A 14508-nucleotide genomic window follows, 5' to 3' on the forward strand; every position below is an offset into this window, starting at 1 on the left:
AAATAATTAGAATGTAACATTTAACCCAAAGATCAATGATTTAGCCAGTGGTAAGCCACCGTAATCACCGGCTTCAGGATAGTTACTGTCAGAGCTAATAGCGGTGTTTTGAGCCTCAGGGTTAAAACCACCATAATATTTATCATGCCCGAAGAAATTTTCGGCCGTAACATAAAGCCTTGCAGCCCCTAAAACTTTGGTTTTAAACACATTTTTAAGATCATAACCCAAAGTAATATTCCTAACCCTTACATAATCTGAGGAATACAACCAATCAGTATTGGCAACAAAACCAAAGGTAGAATAAGCTTTGCTCACACGACCGGCACCCGGATTTTCAGGAGACCTCCAGCGATTATCATAAAATGCAGGTGCATTATCAGTAAAGCCCTGACCGGTACGGGTTATGGCCCTGCCCAATAGTGAATAAATTGATCCGCCGTTTTGCCCCTGCACTAAAACACTAAGGTCAAAACCTTTCCAGCGTACTGTATTGGTAATACCCCAGGTATAAGTAGGGTTTGGATGACCAACAATTTGCTTATCAGCTTCAGTTATTACACCATCGCCATTCAGATCCTGGTATTTAGGGTCACCAACTGTTTCGCCGGTACCGTAGGTCGCCGCATGGTTATCAATATCTGCCTGGGTAAGGAAACCTATTTGTCTTACAACATAAATGCTGTTTAACGGCTGGCCCACACGCAAAATAGCATCGGAAACATCAAATGAGTTAGGGATGATGATTTGTTTTTGGTTGCCATAAAGGCTTACAATTTTATTGGCATAATGGCTGATGTTGATAGAAGTGCTCCATTGAACCTTACCAATTAAATTACGACTGGTTAATTCAAGCTCCTGGCCAATGTTACGTACCGAACCCGCGTTACGCAGTTGCGAACTGAAACCTGTTGATTGAAGAATGGGTACATTTAACAATAAGTTTGTATTTAACTTATTAAAATAATCAAATGAGCCTGTTAAACGATTGCTGAAGAAACCAAAGTCGAGACCGAGGTCATAGGTTTGAGATTTTTCCCATTGAATATCCGGATTCACCAGGCTATTTGGAGCCTGACCAATAGCTAAAGCCTGAGGCGAGCCGAGTACATAACCGTATGAGCCTAATTGCTCAATGCTGCCGTAGTCAGGAATAGTATTATTTCCGTTAACACCATAACTGGCGCGCAATTTTAAATCGCTGATAACAGGTATTTTTTTCATGAAATCTTCCTGTACAATTCGCCAGCCTAAAGATGCAGATGGGAATACACCATATTTAGTATTCACGCCAAAACGCGAAGAACCGTCTTCACGCAAGCTTGCCGACACCAGATATTTATCTTTATATCCGTATTGAACACGGCTAAAATAAGATACTAAAACACTTTTGGTACTGGTTGTATTACCTGTTACGTTAGCGGCCGCGTTTAATGTTTGTACTGAACTGTTTACATATCCGCCTAATGACGATAATGTTGACTGATCTAAACGGTCGGTATTGTATGATTGCCCAACTAATATATTCAGGCTGTGTACCGCATGAATGGTAGTACTGTAATTCAGCGTGTTCTCGTTAACAAATGTTTGCCTTTTAAAAGTACTGAACGACCCTGAGGTGTTTGCAGTAAGGTTAGTGTTTTTAGATGCATCAAATGTTCTGTTAGTCAGCGTACCGGCAATCGTGTAGGGAGTATAGCCATTAGAAGCGTTATCTACGTTATCCAGGTTTAATGAACTTCTTAAGGTTAACCCTTTTATAATTTCGTATTCGGCAAATATGCTACCCAGGGTACGGTATTTTTTGGTTTGTCCTACTTTGTTCTCTAATTTAGCTATAGGGCTGTTTGCTGAGTTACCCCAGGTATATTGCCCGTTTTTAAAAGCATTAGGATATAAGCCTACGGTATCTTCCTGTATAGGACTGTAGCTAATTGCCTGGTGAAAAATATTATCCTTACCCTCTACACCAGGATCCTGAGAAATAGAGTATGTAGGCGCTATGTTTAAACCTAATTTTAAATTCTTGGCAACCTTTGCCTCCACATTGGCCCTGGCAGAATAGGCTTTATATCCCAGCCCTTTTATAAAACCATCCTGATTGGCATAATTTCCTGAAATAAAATAATTTACATATTCATTGCCGCCGCTGGCGCTCAAGGCCTGATTTTGCATAGCACCTTTTTGCTCAATGGCTTTCTGCCAGTCGATATATTGCAAGCCTGGATGACCTGGCATAGCCCATCTCGGATCGAGCATATAAGCAGAACTGAAAGCTCCGCCATTCATTGCCTGACGTGTTGCATTATCATCATTGGCCGTTGCTCCTTTTGAACCGTATTTAAGTACATAAGCAGCATTGATCATTTCAGTAGCGCGATCTATCCATTGGTCGCCGTTAAGCATGGGTAAATATTTGCTGGCAGCATTGTAACCATAAGAAGCGCTATATGTAATTTTAGCCTTACCCGATTTCCCCTTCTTGGTAGTGATCAAAACAACACCATTAGATGCCCTTGATCCATAAATTGCAGCGGCTGCCGCATCTTTTAAAACCTGGATATCTTCAATATCATTGGGGTTGATGTTATCAAGCGGGTTTCCCGACCCAAAACTGCCACCGCTACCTACAGCTGATACAGAAAGCGGGAAACCATCAATTACATATAAAGGCTCATTACCAGCACTTATCGAACCGTTACCGCGAACACTCACGCTGAATGCCTTGCCCGGCACACCGGTTGTTTGTTTAACACTTACACCCGCCATCTGCCCAACCAATGCCTGGTCAACACGGGTTATGGCACGCTCATTTAAATTATCAGCTTTAAAGGTGGCCTGGGCTCCGGTAACATTGGCCCGTTTTTGGGCTCCGTAACCTATAACTACTACTTCATTTAATTGCGACTCGGTTTCTGCTAAGCTAACATTGATAGTGTTACCGGTGCCTACAGTAACTTCCTTGACGTCAAAACCGACCGACTTAAATACTAACACCTGTCCTGCGGTGGCCTTAATGGTGTACTTTCCATCGATATCGGCGGTGGTACCAGATTTTGTGCCTTTTATTTGCACTGAGGCAGCAGCAACCGGAAGATGCTTGCTGTCTGTGATGGTACCCGTAATGCTAAGTTGCTGTGCAAAAGCACTATCTGCTGCGGCTATATTAAAAAGAAGCAACAGCAATAGCATTTTACAAGAATGAATAAAAATTCTTTTCATAAAATTAATTTAAGGGGTTTACTGTTTGGTACAGTTGGTATATAATTGTATATACGAACATAAAAGTTAATTTCAATAACACCATCCTGTAGCATCCTGCTATCGATATTATAAACACAAAAAAAGACGGTCAAACTGACCGCCTTTTTAATACAAAATCATTAACTAATTATTTAATACGCAGTGATTTAACCGGCATTAAGGTCACAGGTCCTATTAAACCTGAAGGCTTTGGCTCCCAATTTATTGCCGTGAATAGACCATCCGGCCCTTTTGAACCGGCACTATGTGATTGAAAATTGGTGTTATAAAATATCCGATAAGGTATATGCTTTTTATCCATATCAATAATTCGGTTGGCCATCAGGTTGGCTACCTTTATTTGCAATTGGTTAACCGCTTTTAGCTGTGCTGAAGGTATGGTAACCACATACTGCGGACCGATGAGCGTAGCCAGCTTTTTCCCATTAAGGTACACCTCGGCGCTTTCATTAACCTTCCCCAGATTAAGCTGCCATGTCACAGCATTTTGAACTGGTTTTTTAAAGCTGATGGTATAGCTGACAGTTCCAGAAAAAGCCTTAAGGTCATCGCCACCTAAATCTGTCCATGATTTAAGTTGTGCTGTCTTTATTGATTTCGGCAATGTTGGGCCACCTTCGGTAAAATTAAGCGTCCAGGCACCTGTAATATTCAACGGTTTACCTACAGCCTGATAATAGGTGTAACCTGTTGCTTGAATTTTCACAGGCAATGTTTGCAAAATACAGCTTTGCCCGGGTTGTAATTGCAAATACACATTGGTTTTACCATTGGTCTGTTTTTCGATTTTTGCTAACCCGTAATTTTTTGTCATAGGGTCAAATACCATTACAGACGCGGCTTTAATGGTTAGATTTACCCAGCCATTAACCTCATTGTCGCCATTATTAGTTATAAAATAACTATTGCCATTTTTATAAATACGGCGTACAAATTGCAATCCCTTATCGGTCATTTGCTCTCTGTTTATATCTGCAGCATCCAGCAATGAGGCTATATCATCAGCAATTAAAAAACGCCCCTTGCCAATTTCCGCCATTTTAACGCCATTATTTTTAGTTGTAAAGTTTAAACCGGCAAGCAAATTCTTAAATTCTTTTTCACGCTCATTCAAACGGGAATATCCAGGCACGCCCGATGGCAGGTTTTTATATACTACAACTGTTGCCCCGGCCTTTGCCATATTTACTATTTTACTAAATGTTTCAAGCGGGATATATTTGCTGTCGGGCAAAAGGATGGTTTTATAATTAAGCCCGCCGGTTGATATATGGTTACCAGAAGTTTGCAAATTCAGTATTTGTTTGTCCGATATAAAATCAAATGTATAGCCCTTTTTGAGCATTTCTTCGGTAGAAAATTCAAAGCCGGTGCCCTTGAAATCTGGTTTCATGGCATCATAATGCTTGAGCAAGCCCCTATCGCCCGGTTCAGAAAAACTATCAAATAACGGGTAGTAAACCAGCACATCATTATCTGGTTTTCCTTGTTGTAAAAATGACTGGCAATTGGTTATATATTGATTAAGGGTCGAAAAATCATTCCAAAACGGGTTGGTTTGATTAAAATGAACCGCTGCATAAAATAACCAGCCTGGCCATTTAGCGTTTTGTGGCGAATAACTAACGCCGTGATAAAAAATATGGTTTACACCCCCAACAAAATATTTATCAATGGCATGTTTGACATCTCCTAACGATGATAAAAAATGATCATTTAGCCATGTTGCCGACTCAGATGATGCCAGCGGTTTACCCATTACGTGGGCAGCCGATGTAGCAAATTTAAATCTTAGCACATCATCCCCTTCCGTTTCCGGAATATCAATAGCGGCGTAAAGATCCAATATATTTGATGGAGAACCATGTGATTGATTACGTATTAACGTGCCCTTTGCTTTGGCCCAGTCATGCCATGGTTTAGTAAAATCATCAAGTAACAGGTCTGATATAGTTTCACGATAGTCGCACAGTATCCTGTTGTTTTTTTCCTTGTCATCCTTGCCAAATAAAGCCGGTAAATGATCACGCAGATCATAACCGCGACGTTTAATAAATTCATCAAAAAACTGCGGGGTAAAGTTTGATTGCCCACGAGCGTCATCCACTTCGTATGAATCATTAAAATATGCTCTGATTCCGCTTAAATCCTGACCTTTAAACGCCTGATCAAAACGTGCGAGATAATGGTCAAGCGCTGGTTTTGAAAAATGGTCAATAACATATCCTTCACCACCCGGAGCGGCGCGCTCTACCATTTTACCATGCCAGCCCTGAAAAAGTGCGTATAGCTTCCATTCACCCACAGGTGCTGTCCAGTTAAGTTTACCGCCTGCATCAACCTTATCTGTAACATTCAGAACCTCCCCCTTACCGTCATAAGCCATTAAAACAGTCAAAGGTATTCGTTTCTCAAATCGCACCTGGTCAAGGGCCATCAACTGTAGGTTTTTATTACTGCTAATAGGTTCAACCAGGTCACTGATCTTTGGAGTTTGTCCGTCTGCCCGCACTAAAGGTTGCTGTACAAATACAACAGGTTCACTCAGTTTTTCACCGCCTTTAACATCGTAATTTTTCCAGAATAGTTCTTTACTTGCATCTTCATCGGTTACCCACGGTCCGCCAAAAGGCCAGCCTGTGGCGTTGGCCAAATCAATGCCCATATTTAAGCGCTTAGCTTCCTGCAGCGTAAACTTAAGCATATCAACCCATTGAGGTGATAAGTATTGTATAAACTCGCTTTCGTGCCCTTTTACACCATAAATTGGTGTTATTTCCATTCCGCCTAAACCGGCGTTATGGTAGCTTTCCATGTTCCAAGTAAGGTCTTTTTTATTTACCGCGCTACCCTCCCACCACCAACGGGCCCAGGGTTTGGTTTGTTTGGTGACCGAAGGCCAGCCAACTTGTGCAGAGGCCGTTTGAGCCCCCATTAAAAGTGCCCATGCGATAACTATTTTAAAATTATTTTTGATTGATAACATCTGTTTGAGGCTATTAGTGTTTGGCAATTTCTACAGCGTAAACGCCTTCATGACCTTCAAAGTTGGCCCTGAAGATAACCCATTTTTCATCAGGCGAGAAATGTACATTGGGTTCAAGGTGGTAATTATGATGTTTCATATTTACCAGTTTTTCCGATTTAAAGTGATCACCATTAGGTTTAAACAGATATATCCACATGCCGTCAGGTGCTTTAGCTACCTGCCCAGAATTGCCTCCATCCCCTGCAAATGTTTGCTCATCTTTAGTCACGTTAAAATGGATAGACCATTCGTTCCTGTCCATCTGGTACACACGATCTTCTTTTCCAGTTTTCATATTTATACCCGCCAGAAAAAAGGTTTGCCCCTTAGGTTTCTGCAAATCAAACCATTCGGTATTACCCAATGGCGAAAAAAATTCATGACCAGCAATTTCATTTACCATAGTGCGCTTATGCAATAGTTTGTTTTTGCCGTTTTTTATATTAATATTCCATATACGATCTACCTTTTCCCATGGGCCCTCATGACAGTACGACAAGTTATCGGGATCTGTAGGGGAAAAAAGCAGGTGATTAGTCCACTCGTTTTCCTGGTGTATTTGTTTTAATGTTTTGTGTTTAACATCGAGCACATACAGCGTATGCTGTATATGCGCATCATATATACGATTAAAGAAATCATGCTTTTCAGGATATTTTGCCAATATTTCACGTTCCTGTTCGCCGGTAGCCTTAACACAGGCCATATAAGCTCCATCCGCATTTACGGTTCCAACGCGCCCCTTAAAGTCTGGATCAAAAGCGTAAATAAATCTGGTTTTGTGGGTGTTAACATTTACCGCAAATATGCTGTCGCCGCTTTGGTAAAATGCCTCACGGGTTTTGGCGCAAACCATTTCACCTGATACCTTTGTACGGTCGGTTAACTGCTTTATTTTCTGTGTTTTTAGATTAACCGTAAATAGTTGCATTCCTTTATCTGTTTTGCCGTAAAATACCATCAGATCGCCCTCGTTCTTTTTCTGAGGAACAAAAGGTGTATTATTGAAATAGAAACTGCCATTGTCATTTTCGCGATTTACCAGGCGAATCACCCTATGACCAGTTTCATTGTCAATCCACTGAGCAGGCATGGGTTTAGTACCGCCAGTCTCTATTGTTTCCTGGGCCTTTGCATTAAACAGGCCTGCCTGTAAAAGAGCGAGCGCCAATACGGCCAGTTTTTTGTTCATTATCATTTTATTAAGGTATTAATTGGTTGTGGTTGTATTTATATCAATTAGTTTCCATCGGGTTTAATTGTGCTGTTTTTGGGGCTGGCGGGTAAGCTAAATTTTTCAGGCGAATCCGGATGCGATGGATCAAAAGGCGGCCCATCAATAATATAGTGCGCAATACCCAAATGATTACTTTTAATGCCTTCTATAACGCATTTTGCAAGTTCATAGGCCCCATAAGTATTAAAGTGCGTATTGTCAGCCAGATCCTTTGGCTGGTTTGGAAAAGAGTTTGCCGGATACCAAACAAAAGCTTTTTTGGAACCCTCATTACCCAATGCCTCATAAAACTTAGCAGTCATCGCGTTAAGGTCTATGAGAGGCACACTTAATTCTGTCGCAACTTTTCTTGCAGCATCCGGGTAATCGCCGAGGGTGTTTACTACTTTGTCACTGTCGTTAAAAGCGCGGCGACTGGTAGAGGTTACAATTACGGGAATAGCTTTTTTCTCCCGTGTTTTATTTACAAACAGCTTAAAACGATCTGTGTATGATTTATAAGCGCCATCCTCCGGCCCTTTTTCTTTCTGATCATTATGCCCGAACTCTATAAAAAGATAATCGCCCGGCCCAATTATACTGAGTACTTTATCTAAACGATGGCTACTTAAAAAACTGCCAAGACTCAGTCCTGATTCGGCATGATCGGCAATAGCTACGCCCGGTTTGAAAAAGCGGGTGATCATTTGTCCCCATGAACACCAGGGCTCATCATCCTGATCAACTACAGTTGAATTTCCGGCGAGGTAAACGGTCACCTGATTATCTACTTTTTCTATCTCCAAGGCATCAACACAAGGTTTTGAGCCATTAAATTCAAGACTCAACTTATCATCCCAATCGTACTTTCCTAATTCCCGGGGTTTAAGTGACACTTTGCCGCCCGTACTGATAGAAGGCTTACGAATGTTTACAATAAAGCTCAGTTTTTTTACTTCATTTTTGGTTTTTATCTTTTCCAGCATTAATCTCCGTGATTCGGCCCGTACAGTGATATTACCGATACCATTAATGTCTCCAACCGTTAGCGTAACTTTATAATTACCCTCCGGCACATTTACTGAAAAATAAAAAGGCTTATTGCTGGTCACATACTCACCTGTAATTTTTTTTCTGTCGTCGCGGGTTACCGCTATTACTTTAGCGCCAAAATCAAACCCATAACCTTTAGCATCATTAAAAACATCATTGGGACCGGCTTTTTTATAACCGGGTGCAGCTTTTTTACTGCCAAAATCAAACTTAAAACTGGTTTTCTCTTCCTGCGCAAAAAGTGATATCGGCGAAACAAACCACAATAAGATACAAAAAAAGCACAGCAAGATCTTGTAAGGCAGCTTGATCATCACATATAATAGTTTATTTGGTTATTGGCCAGCCAATATGTACCGAGGTTTATAATAGATAAAGTTATATGATACTAATCCAAACAGCGTCCTGCACTATCCTGATTAAGAACAATTCTATTGTAACAAATTCATCACTTTAAGATGTTTTAACAATATTTCAGTTTACAGGTGTGGTGTCGACAATGTTTAGACCATCCGATAAACGGATATGGTTATTGTCGGGCATCAGGTTAGCATTTGGAACAACTATAGCACCCGATGAGCCTGATTTAATTTATAATCCGGCGACAACCGTACAGTTCAACTCTGCCATACAAGTCGTTATTCATTTATGGCAAGTAGAAAACCTCTTTCAATGGGGCGCTTACCGGCGAATTATCCGGATTGCTTTCCATAATATCGCTCATGTATGCCCACCATTTTTGCATAATTGTATTTGCCGGCAGTGCATCCATCTTTGCCCGATCAGCCACATTTAAAACTCCAATGAGCGTATTGGTTTCTTCATCTAAAAATATCGAATAGTTGGTGATACCCGCCCCCTTCAACAAAGCCGACAATTCGGGCCATATCTCAGCATGCCGTTTTTTATACTCCTGCTCAAAGCCGGCAAAGAGCTTCATTTTAAATGCAACCCGCTCCATAATAAATGTATAGAAGAATTATTTAAGATAATTGGTTATAAGTAAATTTCAAGATAAACGATTATTGGTGTTTAATGAAAATTCTTATTTTGCTAAAATAACATTGCTTTAATCATATAACCATCCTGTAGTGTCATGCTTGCTTATAAAATGTTCTAAATTTAATTACTTTTAATTTTTTGCCATTTATCTGCAGTCAATTTTAATAGTTATGAAGTCTTCACGGTTCTTGGAATATATTTATATTGATTATTATTCGTCTACTCCTAAATATGTGCAATTAGCTAATTCAATTATCAAAAGTGTACGTGAAGGAAAGTTAATCATTAATGAAACATTACCCTCTATTAATGAGTTAAACTGTAACTTCGAAATATCTCGTGATACCGCCGAAAAAGCTTATAAGCACCTTAAATCAATTGGTTTACTTGGCTCCGTGCCAGGTAAGGGGTATTACATTAAAAATACCGAGGCCGGGCAACAATTTAAGGTTTTTTTAATATTTAATAAGTTAAGTACCCATAAAAAATTGGTTTACGACGCCATTGTTGATGGTCTTGGGCATGAAGCTGCCATTGATTTTTACATATATAATAATGATTTTGAATTTTTTAAGAAACTGATTCAAAATAACAGCAACGACTATACCCACTACGTGATTTTACCTCACTTTATGGACGGTGGCGAAAACGTTCACGACATCATTAATACCCTGCCAAAAGAGAGACTTATAATACTTGATAAGCTGGTGCCGGGAATAAAAGGCGATTTTGCCGCGGTATATGAGAATTTTGAAAAAGATATTTTCCAGGCCCTGGAAGAGGCGTTACCGCAGTTAAGGAAATACCATACCTTAAAGATCATATTCCCGGAATACACGTATTTTCCAGGCGAAATTCTGAAAGGCTTTTTCAGTTTCTGTATTCAATACGCGTTTACTTACAAGGTAGTTCATGATATACAAGGAGAACCGATAAATGAGGGTGATGTGTTTATTAACCTGATGGAAAACGATCTTGTGGTTTTGATTGAGCGTATCCTGGCTACGGAATTAAAGATAGGTAAAGATGTCGGTGTAATATCATACAACGAAACCCCGTTAAAAAAAATCATTCTGAATGGTTTAACCACCATATCAACAGATTTTGAAAAGATGGGCAAAATGACGTCAGATATTATTAAAAATGGCTCTACAGGTCGCTATGAGGTACCATTTTATCTTACACTCAGATCATCTTTATAGTGATTTTCTGATAATTATTTTAAAGGCATTTTTAATAACAGCCGCTTCATTTTGCAACATTAACTCGGCTGTTTTTCTGCCCATTTCTTCAAAGTCGGTTGTAATAACGGTAATGTCCAATAGCTCTTTAAACACGGTTTCATTAAAAGATATAATTCCGATATCTTTCCCTATTTCATAACCACTTATTCTTGCACCTTTAATCAAATCGGCCAGGTCATTTTCGGTAAGTACAATATAAACAGTACCTCTTTTCAACTCATCAACTTTAAATGCGGTTATTACTTCAAACTTCTTATTGTTCTCTTCACAAAACTGCATTACCCCATCCTTAATCTCAGGTGGATGATGGCGATCTAACGGATATATGATAATTAATTTTTCATACTTGGCAATCAAATCAGTAACTACATTTAACGCGCCGTAAATATCGTTCCTGAAATCCTGAAACACGGCTGCCTGTTTGGATAATTTGGGTAAATCTTTATCCAGCAATATCAGCTGGTCACTGGGAATTTTCTTTAAAATAGCTAAATATTCCTGTTCATTGCTGTAATCAAAAAAATGTGGCATGATCACATAATAATGGTAACTTCCTAAATTGGCGTCAACACTTTCTTCAAGCAAAGCGGGATTATAATGGTGAATATGAAGATCTACTTTGGCTTTATCTCCCAAAGTGCGCACAATGGTATCATAAACCGTTTTTTTATAAGAGCTCAATTTATTGAATAACAAAAGCACCTTGATCCTCACATCGGGCTTGCCTATTACAAAATATCCCTTACCAGAAACCGAACGGATATAACCTTCTCGTTTAAGTATCATATAGGCTTTTTCAATGGTGTCCCTTGCCACGCCATGCTGTTTGCTATAGGTATTTATTGATAGCAGCTTTTCATTTTTTCGGTAAATACCCTTGTCTATATTCTTACTAATAGCTGCGGCAATTTGCTGTACCAGGGATTTCATCCCATAGTTAGCCCTTTGTTTTGTTCGCATTCTGGTTTATTTATTATTGGTTTACAACAGCCGTTTAAACAATTCTTAAATTCTTCATAACTGGTTATAAAGCAATGAAAATATATAAAACATGTTATTAAACTAAATTATTGGGATTTATGAAACGATGCCGGAATTTCTCTTATCAGATGCTTAAGGCTGCTTCACATCCGTAAATTTATAATAACTTTTTAAATGAAGCACTAACGTTTTGTGATCCCGGTATATCAATGGGCTACCGCCCGCCAAAATTTTGATGGTATTGGACCTTTCCCAAACTCTTTTCCGGCTTTTTTTGGAACAAACAAGAAAGCTGTTCCGCAACCCTTTGATCATCTTAATTTACTGGTTGCTGTTGGTTATTTAAATTGCTTCAACACAATCAAGTAATCTAAAGCGTACTGAACGGGGTGGTCAACGGTATCGGAATATTCAGTTTAATTTTCATGGTTGTTTTTTATTGACAGTCCACTCTGCCATTTGAAGATCACGGCTACCGTTGTTTACCTTGATGCTTATCCTGTAAAATGTATACGCCACATTGTTGTTAAAGTGGTATATAATTCGTTGAAAACGGTTTGCAAAAACCTCATTGTTTTTGGTGTGCAGGTTTATCCAGCGTATACCATCTTCTGAGCCCTGGAGCACCCAGCCTTTAGGATCACGGTCGGGCGAGTCATTTGCCGATGTCATGGTGTAAGCCCCAGCTACTACAGGCGTTTTAAGCTCAAACTTCATAACCAGATCGCCGGAGAAACCCGACTGGAAAAACTTGGTATTAGGATCGCCGTCAACAACTTTTAATGACCCTTCATTAGAAGTAGGTCCCCCGCCGTTGTCGCGCGATACGGTAAGCGTGCCACCTATTGTAGCAAAATAACTTTCACCCACCTTGGTACGGTCGAAATTAGGATCGGCCACGTTCAATATGATCTCCCTGGCTGCCGAGTACCCCTGCGAATTCCTGGCGGTTAATGTTACGTGATACAAGCCGTCAAAAGCATACCTGTGTTTCGGTGCTTTTTCTGCCGATGTACTATCGTCCCCAAACTGCCACAATATATCTGAGTAATTGGTTGACGTGCTGGCGAACTGATAACTTAAAAAATCAACACTATCTGTTCGTGCAACAGTGAAGCCGGCGGTTGGTTTAGGTGCATCCGGTTCAGGTTTTGGCGCCGGTTTATCTTTTTTACATCCGGCAAACAGCATTGCTGCTATTGAAAATACAGTTATAATACTGAATGTTTTTTTCATGTCCTTAATTTTATATTTAAGAGTTAGCATAGCTGGTTTACGGAGCCGGATATAACTGGCTTTGCGGCACTATCCTTCTGCCGTTGATTCCGGCCGATGGCACTTCAAAAGTTAAACGCGCACGTTGCCCGCCTACATTTTCACGATGATTGGCTTCAATTTTATAGCGTTTTCCGCGCTCTAAGAATATTTTGGCAGTACGGCTGTCTTTATCCCACTCGGTGGTGAAATCATTAATAATGGCTTTGCCGTCTATATACAATCTTGATCCATCGTCCCACTCATTCTGCCAAAACACATATTCACCCCGTACAGGCGCGAGGAATTCGCCCGTCCACCGGGTCGAAAAATTATCATGGCTGATGCTTGGTACGGCGGTCTGCCAAACCCCATCATTAGGCCAATCAATAGTAGGTTCTATCTGTACCAGATCGGGCTTTCTACCGTCAAAATCAAGCAGTTGGTTGTTTGAAAAGTATTCGGCCTTTAAGCCGGTGCCATTGCCGGTTATGTAGGAGTTATTATCGAGATTTACCTCTGGCTGCACCAAAACAATCAGTTTACTATTTGTTGGGTGCAAAATATGCTTTGTAGGGCTCGCCAGGCTCACCACAAAGCCAAAGCGTTTATTGGCCGTTATGTTTGCGTCAAAAATGGGCCAGCCTATTAATAAACGTATCTGCGCGGTAGCCGCATTGGAGTTCACCCTGATCAATGTGTCAATCGTAAACTGATCTGGTTTAAGAGCGACGGTATTAGCAGGCAGCACCTTGCTGTTCACCAGCGTGGCGATAGTGTCCATATTTAACCTCACTTTAACATTAAACGCACCAGCCGGTACGCCCGCCAGGTTTATGATTAGTGGTATGGTAATACCCGCAGGCGATGTGGTATAGTTTTTCTGATAATCGACATTCATGATGCCACCGCCATTTAAAAGCGACAGATAATGAATATTGCTTTCCTTAACAACGGATTTGGTATCAAGTACGACCAGAATATTAGATTTTGCACCTATGACCTGGTTACCCTTACCCGGATCAGTAAGCTTAAATGCAAAAGCTACATTTTTCCCATAATTAGCCTCTATAGCCGTTAGCCTGATGGTAGCAACCGATGTTGCTGTATCGGCCCCGAACAACACATTAATTACGCTTGAATAATCAATTGCCCCTGCCGGTAATACTATCGTATTTTTCAGGGTGCCGTTGGCAATAAGCTTATTTACGGTATCATTGTTAAGCGTTATGCCCACCTGGAAAGCTTTAGTTGCCGGACCGGACAATGATATTTTAAATGGTACTTTAACTGTTTCATTATTAGCAGTTATATCACCGGTGTCGGTACCTGCGCCGGAAATGTCCCTGTCTGTGTTTTTTATTAAGCTCAGGTCATTAAAATCATTTTGCCTGCAGGCTCCTGCTATCAGGATAAACAATCCGATAAGCAAACCGTACCTATATTTTTTCATCATCAAATAATTT

The 14508-nt window shown here is 40.3% G+C and carries 9 protein-coding genes; 1 reads left to right on the forward strand and 8 read right to left on the reverse strand.

Annotation, left to right across the window (positions count from 1 at the left end):
* Positions 1-6 precede the first annotated feature (6 nt).
* From SNE25_RS19520 to rhaM, 5 genes are all read right to left on the reverse strand, one after another.
* Positions 7-3222, reverse strand: coding sequence for a SusC/RagA family TonB-linked outer membrane protein (locus SNE25_RS19520; protein ID WP_321560678.1), 3216 nt, complete (start codon positions 3220-3222; stop codon positions 7-9).
* Positions 3223-3391: 169 nt separating this feature from the next.
* Positions 3392-6250 carry a glycosyl hydrolase gene (locus tag SNE25_RS19525; RefSeq protein WP_321560679.1) on the reverse strand — a complete coding sequence of 953 codons (2859 nt, stop codon included), beginning with the start codon at positions 6248-6250 and terminating at the stop codon, positions 3392-3394.
* A 13-nt stretch (positions 6251-6263) separates the two neighbouring features.
* Positions 6264-7490, reverse strand: coding sequence for an oligogalacturonate lyase family protein (locus SNE25_RS19530; RefSeq protein WP_321560680.1), 1227 nt, complete (start codon positions 7488-7490; stop codon positions 6264-6266).
* Between the two features lie 41 nt (positions 7491-7531).
* Positions 7532-8875: a rhamnogalacturonan acetylesterase gene (locus SNE25_RS19535; RefSeq protein ID WP_321566236.1), complete on the reverse strand. Its 1344-nt coding sequence runs from the start codon at positions 8873-8875 to the stop codon at positions 7532-7534.
* A gap of 332 nt (positions 8876-9207) precedes the next feature.
* Positions 9208-9522, reverse strand: coding sequence for an L-rhamnose mutarotase (gene rhaM, locus SNE25_RS19540; RefSeq protein WP_321560681.1), 315 nt, complete (start codon positions 9520-9522; stop codon positions 9208-9210).
* A 211-nt stretch (positions 9523-9733) separates the two neighbouring features.
* Here rhaM and SNE25_RS19545 point away from each other — a divergent pair, with 211 nt between their 5' ends.
* Positions 9734-10765 carry a GntR family transcriptional regulator gene (locus tag SNE25_RS19545; RefSeq protein WP_321560682.1) on the forward strand — a complete coding sequence of 344 codons (1032 nt, stop codon included), beginning with the start codon at positions 9734-9736 and terminating at the stop codon, positions 10763-10765.
* Here the strand turns inward: SNE25_RS19545 and SNE25_RS19550 are convergent.
* From SNE25_RS19550 to SNE25_RS19560, 3 genes are all read right to left on the reverse strand, one after another.
* A complete protein-coding gene (locus tag SNE25_RS19550; protein WP_321560683.1) occupies positions 10760-11767 on the reverse strand; it encodes a GntR family transcriptional regulator in 1008 nt (335 codons plus the stop codon). The genes SNE25_RS19545 and SNE25_RS19550 overlap by 6 nt on opposite strands.
* A 444-nt stretch (positions 11768-12211) precedes the next feature.
* Positions 12212-13024, reverse strand: coding sequence for a PKD domain-containing protein (locus tag SNE25_RS19555; protein ID WP_321560684.1), 813 nt, complete (start codon positions 13022-13024; stop codon positions 12212-12214).
* A gap of 37 nt (positions 13025-13061) precedes the next feature.
* Entirely contained in the window at positions 13062-14498 is a 1437-nt protein-coding gene (locus tag SNE25_RS19560) for a PA14 domain-containing protein (RefSeq protein ID WP_321560685.1), read from the reverse strand.
* Positions 14499-14508 lie beyond the last annotated feature (10 nt).

The sequence above is a fragment of the Mucilaginibacter sabulilitoris genome (assembly GCF_034262375.1).
GTDB classification, from domain to species: Bacteria; Bacteroidota; Bacteroidia; order Sphingobacteriales; family Sphingobacteriaceae; genus Mucilaginibacter; species Mucilaginibacter sabulilitoris.